The 16,381-nt window shown below is 64.3% G+C and carries 12 protein-coding genes; 7 read left to right on the top strand and 5 right to left on the bottom strand.

Going from position 1 to position 16,381, the window contains the following annotated elements; translation table 11 throughout:
- The coding region (locus BRAS3843_RS19005) for a 2-C-methyl-D-erythritol 4-phosphate cytidylyltransferase (protein WP_035982168.1) at positions 1 to 206 on the bottom strand (206 nt) is incomplete at its 3' end.
- A 414-nt stretch (positions 207 to 620) separates the two neighbouring features.
- On the opposite strand from BRAS3843_RS19005, the gene dusB reads away from it, so the two are divergent.
- The 7 genes from dusB (at position 621) to hflX (ending at position 10,067) form a co-directional block, all read left to right on the top strand.
- Positions 621 to 1,622, top strand: coding sequence for a tRNA dihydrouridine synthase DusB (dusB, locus tag BRAS3843_RS19010; protein ID WP_083841395.1), 1,002 nt, complete (start codon positions 621 to 623; stop codon positions 1,620 to 1,622).
- Positions 1,619 to 2,806: a nitrogen regulation protein NR(II) gene (locus BRAS3843_RS19015; RefSeq protein ID WP_008970627.1), complete on the top strand. Its 1,188-nt coding sequence runs from the start codon at positions 1,619 to 1,621 to the stop codon at positions 2,804 to 2,806. The genes dusB and BRAS3843_RS19015 overlap by 4 nt, the downstream gene beginning before the upstream one ends.
- Positions 2,807 to 2,815: 9 nt before the next feature.
- Positions 2,816 to 4,258 (top strand): nitrogen regulation protein NR(I), encoded by a 1,443-nt coding sequence (gene ntrC, locus BRAS3843_RS19020; protein WP_008970628.1) that lies wholly within the window; start codon positions 2,816 to 2,818, stop codon positions 4,256 to 4,258.
- 167 nt (positions 4,259 to 4,425) lie between these two features.
- The gene (locus BRAS3843_RS19025; protein ID WP_008970629.1) at positions 4,426 to 6,774 is read left to right on the top strand and encodes a PAS domain-containing sensor histidine kinase; all 2,349 of its coding nucleotides are present in this window, start codon (positions 4,426 to 4,428) and stop codon (positions 6,772 to 6,774) included.
- A 17-nt stretch (positions 6,775 to 6,791) separates the two neighbouring features.
- The gene (locus tag BRAS3843_RS19030; protein WP_008970630.1) at positions 6,792 to 8,162 is read left to right on the top strand and encodes a sigma-54 dependent transcriptional regulator; all 1,371 of its coding nucleotides are present in this window, start codon (positions 6,792 to 6,794) and stop codon (positions 8,160 to 8,162) included.
- A gap of 259 nt (positions 8,163 to 8,421) precedes the next feature.
- Complete coding sequence (gene hfq, locus BRAS3843_RS19035; RefSeq protein WP_006613906.1) at positions 8,422 to 8,670, top strand: RNA chaperone Hfq; 249 nt, start codon at positions 8,422 to 8,424, stop codon at positions 8,668 to 8,670.
- 11 nt (positions 8,671 to 8,681) lie between these two features.
- Positions 8,682 to 10,067 (top strand): GTPase HflX, encoded by a 1,386-nt coding sequence (hflX, locus tag BRAS3843_RS19040; RefSeq protein ID WP_008970631.1) that lies wholly within the window; start codon positions 8,682 to 8,684, stop codon positions 10,065 to 10,067.
- A 78-nt stretch (positions 10,068 to 10,145) separates the two neighbouring features.
- Here the strand turns inward: hflX and BRAS3843_RS19045 are convergent, their stop codons facing one another.
- The 4 genes from BRAS3843_RS19045 to BRAS3843_RS19060 form a co-directional block, all read right to left on the bottom strand.
- Positions 10,146 to 11,879 carry a thiamine pyrophosphate-requiring protein gene (locus BRAS3843_RS19045; RefSeq protein ID WP_008970632.1) on the bottom strand — a complete coding sequence of 578 codons (1,734 nt, stop codon included), beginning with the start codon at positions 11,877 to 11,879 and terminating at the stop codon, positions 10,146 to 10,148.
- A gap of 52 nt (positions 11,880 to 11,931) precedes the next feature.
- Entirely contained in the window at positions 11,932 to 13,653 is a 1,722-nt protein-coding gene (locus tag BRAS3843_RS19050) for an alpha/beta fold hydrolase (RefSeq protein ID WP_008970633.1), read from the bottom strand.
- A gap of 34 nt (positions 13,654 to 13,687) precedes the next feature.
- Entirely contained in the window at positions 13,688 to 15,391 is a 1,704-nt protein-coding gene (locus BRAS3843_RS19055; RefSeq protein WP_008970634.1) for an FAD-dependent oxidoreductase, read from the bottom strand.
- 34 nt (positions 15,392 to 15,425) lie between these two features.
- Positions 15,426 to 16,381: MFS transporter (locus BRAS3843_RS19060; protein ID WP_035982173.1), on the bottom strand; the 956-nt coding region annotated here is incomplete at its 5' end.

Here is a 16,381-nt window from a genome sequence, read left to right on the forward strand (position 1 = left end):
ACAGCGGCGCTGAACACGTCGGTGTCGTCAGGATTCACAACGGGCTGCACGATATCGATCTCGGGATGGTCGGCGAAGGCCGCGAGCGCACGATGGATGACGGTACGGCCGCCGATCATGCGGTACTGCTTGGGCCCGCCGCCGCCGGCACGCAGGCCACGCCCGGCTGCAACGAGAATGGCTGCGGTACGCTGAGAACTGGTCATAGGAACAGATGAGTGATGAAGAACACGATGAGGTGAGGCTGAGGCGCGCTTCATACATCGCCCGCCTCACGTAAGCGAGCACGATCACGGACGCGACGTCGGAAGGTGCCGAGGTCTCGATGGTTGGCAACGACACGGGCAGGTGCAGCCGAATCGCCTAGGCCGTAGTCACCACCGGCACGCCCGGACCCTCCGAGCCATGCAAAAATCCGTGTCGTTCCGGGTTTACCATGACCGTTCAACAAGCAAAATTTGCTGCGCTGCACTTGAAACGCAGGTAGTTTTGGCTAAAGTGTAGGCATAACGCTTGACTGCCCAATCATTGTGCTGGAGAGTGCAAGGCAGTCGCAATGATGCGTCTGAAGAGCCCGTGAGTCGTCCGTGACCGGTCCGGCCAAACCTAGTGCCAAGCCATTGAAAATCGGCGAGGTTCCGCTCGCCAATCAAGCCCTCCTCGCGCCGATGTCGGGGGTGACGGACGCCCCGTTCCGCCGCCTGGCGGCCGAGCTCGGCGCCGGCCTCGTCGTGTCCGAAATGACCGCGAGCGACGACTTGGTCAGAGGCCGGTGGATATCCCGATTGCGCTGCGAAGCCAGCGGCATTGGGCCGCACGTGGTGCAACTCGCCGGCTGCGAGGCGCACTGGATGGCGGAGGGCGCGCGCGTGGCTGAAGCCTCCGGCGCCGACATCATCGACATCAACATGGGCTGTCCGGCACGGCATGTCACCGGCGGCCAGTCCGGCTCGGCCCTGATGCGCGATCTCGACCATGCGCTCAGCCTGATCGAGGCGACGATCGCCGCGGTCTCCGTGCCCGTGACCTTGAAGATGCGGCTCGGCTGGGACGAGCGCAGCAAGAACGCAGCCGATCTGGCGCGCCGGGCCGAAGCCGCAGGCGTGCAGCTCATCACCGTGCATGGCCGCACCCGCAGTCAGTTCTACAAGGGAGAAGCGGACTGGGCGGCGGTGCGCGCGGTGAAGGACGCCGTGACGGTGCCGCTCGTCGTCAACGGCGACATCACCTCCTTCGACGACGCGCGCGAGGCGCTCGATGCATCGGGGGCGGATGCCGTGATGATCGGCCGTGGTGCGCAAGGCCAGCCCTGGCTGCCCGGCCAGATCGGCCGCAGGCTCGCCGGCGCAGCGGAAGAGGCGGCGCCGGAACTGGCGCAACAGCTCGATTATCTCCAAACCCTCTACGCCGCGATCTGCGATCACTACGGCGCGCGGGTCGGCCTGCGCCACGCCCGCAAGCATCTCGCCTGGGGCCTTGATGTTGCCGCCCGGGCCGCGAGCGCGCCGGCCGAAAAATTGAAGGCGTGGCGCGCGCGCATCCTCACCTCCGAGCAGCCGGCCGATGTGCATCGGCAGCTCGATGACGCTTTCGACGATTTTGCCTGGAGTGCAGCCGCATGAGCTCAGCCGCAGAACAGCGCAAGCGCCCGCCATCCGATGGCGATGCCATTCTCAACGCCTTGCCCAATCCGGTGCTCGTGGTGGGGCCGGACGGCATGATCGTGGACGCCAACATGGCGGCGGAATCCTTCTTCGATTCCTCCACCCAATTCCTGCAGCGGCAATCGCTCAAGAAGCTGGTGCCGTTCGGCAGCCCGCTGCTGGCACTGATTGACCAGGTCCGCACCACCAGCGCGCCGGTCAACGAATACAAGGTCGATCTGGGCACGCCGCGCACCGGCGCCGACCGGCTGGTCGATCTTCATGTCGCCCCGTTGCCAGAGCGGGCCGGCCATATCGTGGTGATGCTGCAGGAGCGCACCATCGCCGACAAGATGGACCGTCAGCTCACCCATCGCAGCGCCGCGCGCTCGGTGATCGCGCTCGCCGCCATGCTTGCGCATGAGATCAAGAATCCGCTCTCCGGCATCCGCGGCGCCGCACAGCTGTTGGAGCAGCAGGCCTCGTCCGAGGACCGCATGCTGACGCGGCTGATCTGCGACGAGGCCGATCGCATCGTCACCTTGGTCGACCGCATGGAGGTGTTCGGCGACGACCGCCCCGTGGCGCGCGGGCCGGTCAACATCCATTCCGTGCTCGACCATGTGAAGCGGCTGGCGCAATCGGGCTTCGCCCGCAACGTCCGCTTCATCGAGGATTACGATCCCTCGCTGCCGCCGGTGCTCGCCAACCAGGACCAGCTGATCCAGGTGTTCCTGAACCTGGTCAAGAACGCCGCCGAGGCGGTGGTCGATCTCGGCACTGATGCCGAAATCCAGCTCACCACGGCGTTCCGGCCTGGCGTGCGGCTCTCGGTGCCCGGCAAGAAGTCGCGGGTGTCGCTGCCGCTGGAGTTCTGCGTCAGGGACAACGGCCCCGGCGTGCCGGAAGACCTGATGCCGAACCTGTTCGATCCCTTCGTGACCACCAAGCCGACCGGCAGCGGCCTCGGTCTTGCATTGGTTGCAAAAATCATCGGCGACCATGGCGGGATCATCGAGTGCGAGTCACAGCCGCGCAAGACCACCTTCCGGGTTCTGATGCCGATGTACAGCGCAAGCAAACAACCAGACCACAGCCTTAACAAAAGCCATGGCGATGACGTTTCCGGGACGCCGTTGCATGCCTCACAGGGATCAAGATGAGGACGACCCATGCCTGCAGGTAGCATTCTTGTCGCCGACGACGATACGGCGATCCGCACGGTCCTCAACCAGGCGCTGTCGCGCGCCGGTTACGAGGTGCGGCTGACCGGCAACGCCGCCACGCTGTGGCGCTGGGTGAGCCAGGGCGAGGGCGATCTCGTCATCACCGACGTGGTGATGCCGGACGAGAACGCCTTCGACCTGCTGCCGCGGATCAAGAAGATGCGGCCGAACCTTCCAGTGATCGTCATGAGCGCGCAGAACACGTTCATGACCGCGATCCGCGCCTCGGAGCGGGGCGCTTACGAGTATCTGCCAAAGCCGTTCGACCTGAAGGAGCTGATCGCGATCGTCGGGCGTGCGCTCGCCGAGCCCAAGGAACGCGCGGCCTCGCAACCCGACGATTCCGAGTTCGAATCGATCCCGCTGGTCGGCCGCTCGCCGGCGATGCAGGAGATCTACCGCGTGCTGGCGCGGCTGATGCAGACCGACCTCACCGTGATGATCTCGGGCGAATCCGGCACCGGCAAGGAGCTGGTCGCCCGCGCGCTGCACGACTACGGCAAGCGCCGCAACGGCCCGTTCGTCGCCGTCAACATGGCGGCGATCCCGCGCGACCTGATCGAATCGGAACTGTTCGGCCATGAGCGCGGCGCCTTCACCGGCGCCAATGCCCGCGCTTCCGGCCGCTTCGAGCAGGCCGAGGGCGGCACGCTGTTCCTGGACGAGATCGGCGACATGCCGATGGAGGCGCAGACGCGGCTCCTGCGCGTGCTGCAGCAGGGCGAATACACCACGGTCGGCGGCCGCACCCCGATCAAGACTGACGTGCGCATCGTCGCCGCCTCGAACAAGGACCTGCGCATCCTGATCCAGCAGGGCCTGTTCCGCGAAGACCTGTTCTTCCGCTTGAATGTCGTGCCGTTGCGGCTGCCGCCCTTGCGCGAGCGGATCGAGGACCTGCCGGATCTGGTGCGACATTTCTTCGCGCTGGCCGAGAAGGACGGGCTGCCGCCGAAGAAGCTCGACGCGGCTGCGCTGGAACGGCTCAAGCAGCACCGCTGGCCGGGCAATGTGCGCGAATTGGAGAACCTCGCGCGGCGGCTGGCCGCGCTCTATCCGCAGGACGTGATCACGTCCTCCGTCATCGATGGCGAACTGGCGCCGCCCGCCGTCAACGCCGGAAACAATTCCTCGCATTCGATCGATAATCTGGGTGGCGCCGTCGAGGCCTACCTGTCCTCGCATTTCCAGGGGTTCCCGAACGGCGTGCCGCCGCCGGGCCTCTATCACCGCATCCTCAAAGAGATCGAGGTGCCGCTGCTCACGGCCGCGCTCGCTGCCACCCGCGGAAATCAAATCCGCGCCGCCGATCTGCTTGGGCTGAACCGCAATACGCTGCGCAAGAAGATTCGCGACCTCGATATCCAGGTCTACCGCAGCGGTGCCTAGGAGGTATTCTTAGGCGACGCCATTCCGCGGTTACCGCAGAAATCAAAACCGGATGAATCCGGGGCGTCCTCAACGCCGTGGATTTGTCGCAATTCGGCAACATTGTGGTATGAATGCATCAGTCCGAATCAGCCGGACTCCCGTTCAGCATCACACCCCTTGCCGGAATGACCAACGCAGAGACCTCGGCCACCCCGTTCGATTCGCCGCCTCCTGAGGGACGGCGCTGGACGTGGCGTACCCTGTTGGGGCCGTTCGCCGTGGCGTTGGCGCTGGGCTCGGCGTTCCTGAGCTTTGTCGTGCTGGTCGGCCTGACGCCGATCGAGCCGACGCCCGAGGTGGTCAGCACCTTCCTGCTGATCGACGCCGGCACCATCCTGATCCTGGTCGGGATCATCATCCGCGAGGTCTGGCAGATGGTCCAGGCCCGACGGCGGGGCCGGGCGGCGGCGCGCCTGCACGTGCAGGTGGTCGGCCTGTTCTCGATCATCGCGGTGCTGCCGGCGGTGCTGGTCGCAATCGTTGCCAATGTGACGATCGACCGCGGCCTCGACCGGCTGTTCTCCGGCCCGGCCCGGGAGGCGATCCAGAACTCGCTGACGGTGGCGCGCGCCTATACCTACGAGCACGCGCAGCTGATCCGCGGCGATATTCTGGGCATGGCCAATGACATCGCCCACGCCCGGCCGCTGTTTGACCAGGATCGTGCGACCTTCCGCGAGCTGCTCACTGCAAGCGCGGCGTCACGCAATCTGCCGGGCGCGATGCTGATCGACAAGGACCGCAACGTGCTGGAGACGGCGCAGACGGGTGTCGAGTACAGCTACCAGACCCCGCCGGCCGACTTCCTGAGCAACGTCAACGAAACCGAGCCGCAGATCGCGGTGTTCCCGGAGGCCAATTACGTCGCAGCCGTGATCCGCCTGCGCGCTTTCAACGATACGTTCCTTTACGTTGCACGGGCGCTCGATCCCAGGGTGGTCACGCAGCTGAAGCAGACCGAGCTTTCCGTCGCCGAATATGCACAGGTCGAATCGCGCCGGCTCGGCATCCAGGTCGCCTTCGCGCTGATGTTCGCGGTGATCGCGCTGACGATCCTGATGGCGTCGGTGCTGATCGGCCTGAATTTTGCCAACCGGCTGGTGGCCCCGATCCGCCGCCTGATGAGCGCGGCGAAGACGGTCTCGACCGGCGATCTCAACGTCCAGGTGCCCGTGCACACGTCCGAAGGTGACCTGGCCCAGCTCGGCGAGACCTTCAACAAGATGACGCAGGAGCTGCGCACCCAGCGCGACGAGCTCGTCAATGCCAGCGAACTGATCGACAGCCGCCGCCGCTTCATCGAAGCGGTGCTGTCCTCGGCCTCGGCGGGAATCATCGGCGTCGATGCCTCGGGCTCGGTCGGCATTCTCAACCGCTCGGCGGAGAAGCTGATCGGGCACGCCGAATCCGAGACGCTCGACCATCCGTTGTTGGAGGTGCTGCCCGAACTCGACGAGATGATGAAGACCGCGCGTGAGGGCAAGCAGCGGCTGGTGCAGGGACAGATCACGATCCAGCGCGACGGCCACGAGCGTAACCTCTCGGTGCGCGTCACCGCCGAGCAGACCAATCAGGCCCGCGACAGCTACATCATCACGCTCGACGACATCACCGAGCTGGTCTCGGCGCAGCGCACATCGGCCTGGGGCGACGTGGCGCGCCGCATCGCACACGAGATCAAGAATCCACTGACGCCGATTCAGCTCTCGGCAGAACGGATTCGCCGCAAATTCGGCAAGGTCATCACCGAGGACAAGGCCGTTTTTGAGCAATGCACCGAGACGATCGTGCGGCAGGTCGACGACATCAGGCGAATGGTCGACGAGTTCTCGCGCTTTGCGCGGATGCCGAAGCCGGTGATGGAGGGCGAGGATGTCGCGGACACCGTGCGCCAGGCGGTGTTCCTGATGAAGGTCGCCCACCCCGAGATCGACATCGAGACCGATATCAAACAGGACCCGCTGCGCGCGCAGTTCGACCGCCGCCTGATCTCGCAGGCGCTCACCAACATCATCAAGAACGCAACCGAGGCGATCGAAGTCGTGCCGCCGGAAGAGCTCGGCAAGGGGCGCATTGACGTGGTGGTCGCGCAAGAGGGCGGCGATGTCCTCATTGACGTGATCGACAACGGCATCGGGCTGCCCAAGGTGGCGCGTCAGCGGCTTCTGGAACCGTACGTCACCACGCGTGCCAAGGGCACGGGCCTGGGTTTGGCCATCGTCGGCCGCGTGCTGGAAGACCATGGCGGCCGGTTAGAGCTGAAGGACGCCTCGGATTTCCGCGCCGGGCAGCGCGGCGCCTGGATGCGGCTGCGTTTTGCCGTGTCGGGGCAGGCGGCCAAGTCGGACGCGAAGGAGCAGGGCGCTGAAGGTGCCGTCGCAAGTGCCGAAACAAAGGAGCCGGCTGGGGAAACCGCAAGGCCGACTGAGACGACCAACAATGAAACAAAAATCAAAGCCGCATCAGGCGGCTGACGAGACAGGCGTGATCCATGGCGAGTGATATTCTGATTGTCGACGATGAGGCCGATATCCGCGAACTGGTCGCCGGCATCCTCGATGACGAGGGCTTCACGACGCGCACCGCGCGCGACAGCGATTCGGCGCTGGCGGAAATTACGAGCCGTCGCCCGAACCTGGTGTTTCTCGACATCTGGCTGCAGGGCTCCAAGCTCGATGGCTTGCAGTTGTTGGAGCAGATCAAGAAGGACCATCCCGACCTTCCGGTCGTGATGATCTCCGGCCATGGCAACATCGAGACTGCGGTCGCCGCCATCAAGCGCGGCGCCTATGACTTCATCGAGAAGCCGTTCAAGTCGGACCGGCTGATCCTGGTCGCCACGCGGGCGCTGGAAAACTCGCGCCTGAAGCGCGAGGTCCGCGAGCTGAAGCAGCTGGCGCCGACCGCAAGCGTGATGACCGGCCGGTCGCCGGCGATGAACCAGCTGCGCCAGACCATCGAGCGCGCGGCCAAGGCCAACAGCCGCATCCTGATCGTGGGCCCGCCCGGCTCCGGCAAGGAGCTCGCAGCGCGCACCCTGCATACGGCATCCCCGCGCGCGGAGGGACCGTTCGTGGTGATCAACGCCGCCGCGATTACGCCGGAGCGGATGGAAGAGGAATTGTTCGGCGTCGAGCAGTCCAATGGCGAGCAGCCGCGCAAGACCGGCGCGCTGGAGGAGGCGCATGGCGGCACCTTGTTCGTCGACGAGATCGCCGACATGCCGCGCGAAACCCAGAACAAGATCTTGCGTGTGCTGGTCGATCAGACCTTCCAGCGCTCGGGCGGCACCACCAAGGTGCATGTCGACGTCCGAATCATCTCCTCGACGGCGCGCAATCTCGAAGAGGAGATTGCCGCCGGCCGCTTCCGCGAGGACCTCTATCACCGCCTGTCGGTTGTGCCGATCCGCGTGCCGCCGCTCGCCGAACGGCGCGAAGACATTCCCGAACTGATCGACTACTTCATGGACCAGATCTCGGTCACGACTGGCCTGCCGAAGCGACAGATCGGACAGGACGCCATGGCTGTGCTGCAGTCGCACGTCTGGCCCGGCAATGTGCGGCAGCTCCGCAACAATGTGGAGCGCGTGATGATTCTCGCCGCCGGCGGCCCTGAGGTGATCATCACTGCCGACATGCTGCCGCCCGACGTCGGCTCGATGGTGCCGGCGATGCCGACCAGCAACAATGGCGAGCACATCATGGGACTGCCGCTGCGGGAGGCACGCGAGGTGTTCGAGCGCGACTATCTGATCGCACAGATCAGTCGTTTCTCCGGGAATATCTCGCGAACCGCGGAGTTCGTCGGCATGGAACGATCCGCCCTGCATCGCAAGCTGAAGGCGCTCGGGGTCGGGTAGTGGTCCGTCAAATCCGCTCTGCGAGCGCGATTTTGTTTGGGACAATCAGGCATTTTCCGGAAATTTACGGAGAATTGCCGGTGTTTTGGAACCTGTGTCCGTGCAAGCAGCTTGCCTATTGATCGCGGCTGCCTTCTAATCCTACCGCCCATGTTCCGCGAGGGGGATCTCACTGGAGCATGGGCGACCCGAAGGGTCCAACGACGTTGTCGGATCATGGGTTCAATAAGAAAAAAGCACACGACGCGAGATAACAACAATGGCGGCAGACCGCGCTCAAAATCTACAAGACACCTTCCTCAATCATGTTCGTAAAACCAAAACGCCACTGACGATCTTTTTGGTGAACGGTGTGAAATTGCAGGGGATTGTCACCTGGTTCGACAATTTTTGCCTGCTGCTTCGGCGCGACGGCCATTCGCAGCTGGTCTACAAGCATGCGATCTCGACCATCATGCCGGGGGCACCGATCCAGCTGTTCGAAGGCGGCGAGGACGCATCGGCGTGAGAGTGATCTGATTGGAACCCCGCGATCGCGATCGGGGCGCCGACCATCCGAAGTCGGCAGATGTGCAAAACACCGGGCGGGTGATCGTCATCGGGCCGTATCTGCGGGCGCGTCACGGCGCCGTGCAGCCGGGCGCATCTGACGCGCGCGATTTCGAAGCTCGGCTCGATGAGGCCACGGGCTTGGCGCGTGCGATCGATCTCACGGTGGCAGAGGCCCTGATTGCGACGATCGGACAGATCCGGCCCGCCACCTATCTCGGCAAGGGAAAGGTCGACGAGATCGCGGGGCTGATCGCCGGCCAACTCCCGGGTCACGGCATCGAGCTCGTGGTGATGGATTGCGCGCTGTCGCCGATCCAGCAGCGCAATCTCGAGAAGGCCTGGAATACCAAGGTCCTCGATCGCACCGGGCTCATTCTCGAGATCTTCGGCCGTCGCGCCAAGACCAAAGAGGGCTCGTTGCAGGTCGAGCTCGCGCATCTGAACTACCAGCGCAGCCGTCTGGTCCGCTCCTGGACCCATCTGGAGCGCCAGCGCGGCGGTTTCGGTTTCATGGGCGGTCCGGGCGAGACCCAGATCGAGGCTGACCGCCGGCTGATCAGCGAACGCATCAGCCGGCTCGAAAACGAACTGAAGAAGGTGCAGGCGACGCGGAGGTTGCATCGGGCTGGCCGCCAGCGCGTGCCGTATCGGGTGGTGGCGCTGGTCGGCTATACCAATGCTGGCAAGTCGACGCTGTTCAACCGGCTGACCCGCGCCGATGTGCAGGCTGCCGATATGCTGTTTGCAACACTCGATCCGACCTTGCGCGCGATCAGTCTGCCGCATGGCGGCAAGGCCATGCTGTCTGACACGGTCGGCTTCATCTCCAATCTGCCGACACAGCTGGTCGCGGCCTTCCGCGCCACACTCGAGGAGGTGCTGGAAGCGGACGTGATCCTGCACGTGCGCGACATCTCGCACGAAGACGCCGAAGCACAGCAGCAGGACGTCGAGATGGTGCTGAGCCAGCTCGGCATCGATCCCGAGGCCAGCGACAACATCATCGAGGTCTGGAACAAGGTCGATTGCCTGGACGATGCGCACCGCGAAAACCTCGAGAACATTGCGGCCCGCCGTCCGCCGGAGCGGCCCTGCCTGCTGGTCTCGGCCGCGACCGGGGAGGGCGTGGATACGCTGCTGCAGGCGATCGAGGATCGGCTGGCTGCGGCGCGCACCACGCTCGATCTCTCAATCGACGCCGCAGATGGCGCCGGGATCAGCTGGCTGCATCGCAACGCCGAGGTGCTCAACAAAGAGCTGCACGATGGCCGCTACGAGATGACGGTGCGCGTCGATCCGAGCAAGCGCGACATCGTGGTGGACCGCTATCACGCCGTGCCGCGCGTAGCATAAGCCCGGCGGGGATCGGTTCGTCCTCGTCGTCAGGCGTCGTCAGATTGGCAGACGCTGCTCCTGCCTGGGGTGATGAGGCTACAGCGGCGTGATGTCGACGTGCAGGACGGCGGTGCGGCCGCCGTCGAGTGCAGCAAGGCAGCGCTCGATCGCCGCATCGAGCTCCTCCGGGTCGCCGACCCGCTCACCGTAGGCGCCGAACCCAGCAGCAATATCGGCCAGATGCCGCCGCTCGTCCTGACGGCCGCTGCGCAGCCTGGAGAGGAAGGCATCGGCTCCTTGCGCGGCGCCGTCGGGATACACGCGCTGAACCGAGGCCTTCACCGCCTGCCAGCCGCCATTGTCGAGGATCACGGAGAAGATCGGCAATTGATATTGCTGGGACACGGCGTAGACGGAATCCGGCGCGGCGAAGTGGAAAGCGCCGTCGCCGACGATCTGCACCACGCGGCGTGACGGATTGGCAAGCTTCAGCCCGAGGGCCATGCCGCCGCTGAAGCCGAGGCCGCCTCCCGCCAGACCCACATAGGTCAGCGGCCTGGTTCGGCGAAGCTGCTGCTGCGCTACCGGCGCATTGCGGACGGCCTCGTTGAGGACGATGTCATCCTCGGACAGGTGCGCCTGCAGACGCGCGAAGAGATAGGCGGGGTTGATCGCGCCGGACGAGCCCTTCTGCGCCGCTGCCGATCTCAGTCTCGCCCGGGCGGCCTCGCGCGCGGGCTGCCAACTTGCGATCCGATCGTGCACCTTCCGCCGATAGGCGTCGTCCGCACGTGCGACGACGATCTCCAGAACTTGGCGCAGGATGATCGCTGAATCGCCCTGCATGCGAAGATCGGTCGCAAATCCCCACATCGGAATATCGGCCTTCAAGGCGTCGATGTCGATCTGGATCCAGCGCAGCCGGTCTGCTGACTTCACCGTCTGCGGAATGAAGGGAACGTCGATGTCGACCAGCAGCCCGAGATCGGCGCCGGCCACCAGCGTGGCCGGGTCAGCTCCGGCGAAGCACGGCGAGTCCTGGGAGATGTTCATCGTCACGGGATTGAACTCGACGACGCGGATGCCGCAGACGAGCGTCAACTGTTCCAGCACCGACACGGCTTCGGCATTGCGTCCGAGATAAGCCGTCAGCGCGACCGGATTCTCGGCAGCCATCAGCACGTCCGCAACGGCCTGCGCGCGGGCCGGCTCGATGCCGCCGGCCTTGACGCTCCCATAGCGCGTCGGCAGGTAGGCCGGCATCGCCCGTTCGTCCCAGGTCTCGGCGAGCGTTTCGCGCGGCAGCATCATGTAGACCGGGCCGGGCGGATCGCTGTGCATGAACGCTGCAGCACGCGCCAGCGCCTCCTTCACGACGACCCCCGACGGCAGCGTGTACTCCCATTTCACGTAGGGACGCACGATGCTGGCCTGATCGAAACTGTCCTGCACGAAGTGAACATAGGTGTCGCGCCCACCCGCCAACTCGCCGTGCAGTGCGAACGGCGCACGGCCGGCAAGCAGCAAAACCGGCAGGCGGTAGCGAAACAGGTTCTGGATCGCCATGCAGGCGTTCGCCGTGCCGGCATCGACATGCACCAGCACCGCCTGGCCGCGGCCGGTTGCGATCGCATATCCGGCCGCCATATGCACGGCGACCACCTCGTGAGGACACAGGATGACCTCGGGATGCCGCCGGCCTTCGCTGTCCCAGCGCGCAATTTCCTCGATGAGCGACACATGATCGGTGCCGAGATTGGCAAAGATGTAGTCGATCCCGAGGTCAACGAGCGCCTCGAGGAAGTAGTGCGCGGTGCTGTGCGTTGTCATCGCTGTTGAGGTTCTGGTTGGCATGGGGCGCTTTGCCGAGCTAGGCATGGAATCACACCGCAGCTTGCGTCGCCGTCCCTGCCACGATGTACCAGGTCACCAGCAGCCCGCAGATCAACGCTCCAGGCAGCGACGTACCGGTCCGTCGCCACGTGAAGGTCGAGATCACGGCGACGGCGGCAAGGAGCGGAATGAACTGAATGCCAATGATGGTTGACAGCGGCACGACGGGCGACGTTGGGAACGGATTTATCAATCTCCCACCAAACCACATTGCCAGATATTGACCACCGATGAGAACGACAAACCCCAGTGAAAGGACCAGGACGGTCGTGACGTAATGGCCGATCGCCGGCGCATCCAAGCGGCTGAAATTTGAGTGCAGTGCGCGCAGCGCGACAATGAAGAAGAGCGTAAACGGAACAAGGTAGATCAGCATGATCATCAATTGCGTCGCGCTCGGCAATTTGAGGGCCACCACCCAGAAGCGGAAGTCGATCTTGAACAGGAGGTCGGCAAACCAAACCGTCAGAACGCCGACGGCTATGGTCGCAAGTGCGATCAAGACGGCCTGTCCCGCAACACCTTTGCGCCTGATACGCCTCGGCACGAAAGGCAGTAGCGCCAACGTAATCACCGTGTTGAGGAGCGCCCAGGTCACGATCTGGGTTGTAAAAGCCTGCGGGAGGAAACGCGATGCCGGCAGCCACGCATTTCCGATGGCAAAGGCGGGATAGTAAGTTATCGCAGGCAGCAGCGCAGAGATCCAGAAGGCGGTCCACCAAGCTCTTCCCTTAGGCAATGCCGCACTCGCCGCATCTAAGTGGGCCGGCTCGATCCGAAGAGAGGCGAACGGTGACCACGTCAGAAGCAGGTCGAACGCGCCGAGCAGAAGAACAAAGAACCCTATGAGGGCGACCAGAGTGCCGATCTCCTTGCGGAGCCAGATCTGATCGGTCGACGGCAAAGGTGTGCCGCCTGTCAACGTCCTGCTGAACCAGTCGAGACTGTCGCCTATCGCTTCGCGGGAGAAGTGGTCAGCCGGATGCGTCATTGCAGGGGTATAGAGAACTCGCGCGGTACCTTGGCTGATATCTCCGTAAGTCCTTCCGGGCTCGATGGGTCCCGCAGCACCGAACACGGCGGCGAGCTTTGCCGACTGGGGGACATTCCTTGCGTACTCGCTACCCCACATGATCTGGGAGAACTCGTCATACTGGGAGAAGACCACGGCGAGGTTACGTGGCCAGGTCGGTGTTCCTTCGGCTGCAAAGGGCTTTCCGGTCGATGAGCCCTCCAGCACGAGCGCTTTGTAGGCGTCCGGCATCGCTGTAGCCGCGGCAAGAACTGTCCAGCCGCCCATGGAGTGCCCTTCAAGGCCGATATTGTCCTTGTCGACATAGGGCAGGCTACGCAGATAGGCCAGGCCATCGGGACCGCCGAAGCCGTGTGCGAAAGCAGGCGGATCGCTATAGCCGTGACCGGTCTGGTCCAGTGCAACGACGACGTAGCCGCGCCTGGCGAATTCGATCGCAAAACCATCCTGTGTCTCGCGGGAGTTGATGTAGCCATGGACCGCGAGGATCCCGGGTGCGGGGCTCCTCTCGCTCGCATTCTGCGGAATGTAGACGAGAGCGCTCATCGTGTTCCCAGCGGCGCCCTTGAAACGCACGTCTTCAATACGAATGCCGTTGGCCGTCTGAGTGAAATGCGCCAACATCCCACCCACAAAGACAAGAACGGCTCCTATTGCAGCCAGGATTCCTTTGGACATCGAGTGCTCCATCCGAAAAAGGCGCAACCTGCAATCAAGCGACGTGAACGTGTGCTGCTTGTCTGATTGAATCGTGCTCACGACCGGCTGGTTGGGAGGCCGCTCCGCGCAAGCGGTCGAACAGTCGATCGGGCTCGCTCGGCGCCGCGATGCCGCGCCAGGCGATATGCGAATCCGGCCGCAGCAGCAGCAGACTTTCCGGAAAGCCGTAGGCCGCCTGGCCTCGATCGATATCGACCAACGTCAAGGGAACAGCATGCCGCTTCGCAGCTTCGGTCAGCGGCGCGGCACCGACAGCCTGATCGAACCGGACCAGCGTATAGGCCGGGCCGAGCGCGTCCAGCAACGAGCGACCGTCGGAGAGCCAGAAGTGCGGCGCGCGTGCGCCAGGCACAGTCGAGGCGGTGAAATGGCCCATGCCATAGGGTGGGGGCGTCTCGCCGTCATGGGAAATCGCAGGAGATCGGTCGTAGTAATAACCGAAGTTCAGGCCGGCACAGCAATATTGCTGCACATTGAGATCGTAGGCAGCTTGACCGACCCTCTCTCGCACTGCATCGCCGACCGGACCGTCGAACTCCACCTCGGCAGGCACGGACCGCCTCTGACTCATCACGGCAAGCGCATGGTTCATCGCGAAGTGGGACACCTGCTCGGTGATCGGCTGCCGCTCCGCCTCATAGGCATCGAGCAGGGCAAGGCTCGCCCATCCTTGCAGGACACCTGCGAGCATCCAGCAGAGATCGACCGCATCGGCGATCCCCGCGTTCATGCCGTAGCCGGCATAGGGAATCCACAGATGCGCCGCATCGCCACAAATGAAGGCTCGGCGATCGCGGAAACGATCGGCGACCAGGCGACGGCCGACCCAGTCCTCCTTGCTGATGATCTCATACTGGAAACGGTCGTCGACGCCGAGGATGGTGCGGAGCGCCCAATCGCGATCAACGCTGTCGAATTCCACCTCTTCCGGAGCGAGGTGGTTGTGGATCAGCCAATTGTCGCGGCCGTCGATGGAGACGGTGGTGCCGCAGCGGCGTGGATTGAGCGACATCGTCATCCATGCCGGCTTTTGGGTGATCAGGTCCTTGAGCGCCGGGGCGTGAATGTAGGTGGACTGCACCCGCTGCACCACGTCGGTACCACTCAGGCGTGAGCCGATCAGCCTGCGGACCGTGGACCGGCCACCGTCGCAGCCGATCAGATAGCTGGCGGTGATGGTGATGTCCTGATCGGAGTCGAGATCACGTGCGCGCGCGGTCACGCCGCTCTCGTCCTGATGAAAGTGGTCGACCTGGACGCGGTTCAGAATCCGGATGTTCGCCTGCGCCTCGGCGCAGGCGAACAGGATCGGCTCGAGATAGATCTGGTTGATGCGATGCGGCGGCTCAGGCGTCGGCCAATCAGTGTCCGGCCCTCCGGTCGCGGTGTAGCGATCGGCGCGGCATGGAATCGGGATGCGCGTCAGCTCGCGGCCGACCACGGCAGTACGGTAGGCGCAGTCGTTCGGAAAATCGGCGGGCAGCCCGCCTTGGCGCACCTCGCGGACGATCCCGAGGCGGCGGAAGACTTCCATGGAGCGCGCGGACACATGGTTGCACTTGACGTTGGGCGGCTCACCGGCGCGCCTGATCTCCGCGACGACAACGTCAATGCCGCGCGATGCGAGATCCATGGCGGCGGTCAAGCCGACCGGGCCCGCGCCGACGATGAGAACCTGGGTTTGAAGCGTCTTCATGTCATCTTCTCTTGGTTGATCTCTGACCCGCGGCTCAGGCGCGCTCGGGCACTGAAAGCCCATCACGTTGGGTATCGTCGGACGGGGTCAGGCCGCCGCGCATGCCGAGCACGGCGAGGGCGAGGATGACCAACGCCGAGCAGAGCTGCGGCACTGCGCTCGCCTGAAACAGCGACGCCACGTTCCACTGCGCCGCGAGCATCAACCCGCCGAGGGTGACACCGAGGATGGAGCCGAAACGGCCGATGCCGAGCGCCCAACCAAGGCCGGTGGCGCGGATGTAGGTCGGATAGATGCGTGCCGCATAGGCGTTGCAGCCGATCTGTCCGCCGATCACAGCCACGCCGGCGATGAAGACCGCCGGCACGAGGACCGGCAATGACGCACCGGCGAAGCCGATGGTGATGATGGAGAGGAAGCCGGCGACATAGGTCGCGAACAATACGCGGTCGAAGCCGAGCCGTTCGATCAGCAATCCGAGCCCGACGGTGCCGAGCATCCCGCCGAGCTGGAACGCCACGCCGACGGCGATCGCGGCCTCGACCTCGAGCCCGACCTTATGCGTGAGCGTGGGCAGCCAGCTGTTGAGGAAATAGATGTCCATCATGTTCATGAAGAACATGATCCACAGCAGCAAGGTCGGCAGCAGCCGCCGCTTCGTAAACAGCTGCGGCAACAGAAAGCCCTTGCCGCTCTCCTCGACGCTGGTGAAGCGCGCATCCGCGGGAAAGTGCGCCGAGGGATCGATACGCGTCAGCAGCGCGCGCACGCGATCATTCTTGCTGCCGTCGAGCGCCAGCAGCGAGAGCGATTCCGGCAGCCAGACGATCAGGACCGGGCAGAGAACGAGCGGCAGCAGACCGCCGATCACGAAGATGAACTGCCAGCCATAGGCGGTGATGAGCCTCGCCGCGACCGAGCCGCCGATCGCGGAGCCCAGCGACACCGTCATGAACATCAGCATGATCAACAGCGTCCGGCGCCGCTGCG

Origin of the sequence: Bradyrhizobium sp. STM 3843, from assembly GCF_000239815.1 — a bacterium.
GTDB lineage: Bacteria > Pseudomonadota > Alphaproteobacteria > Rhizobiales > Xanthobacteraceae > Bradyrhizobium.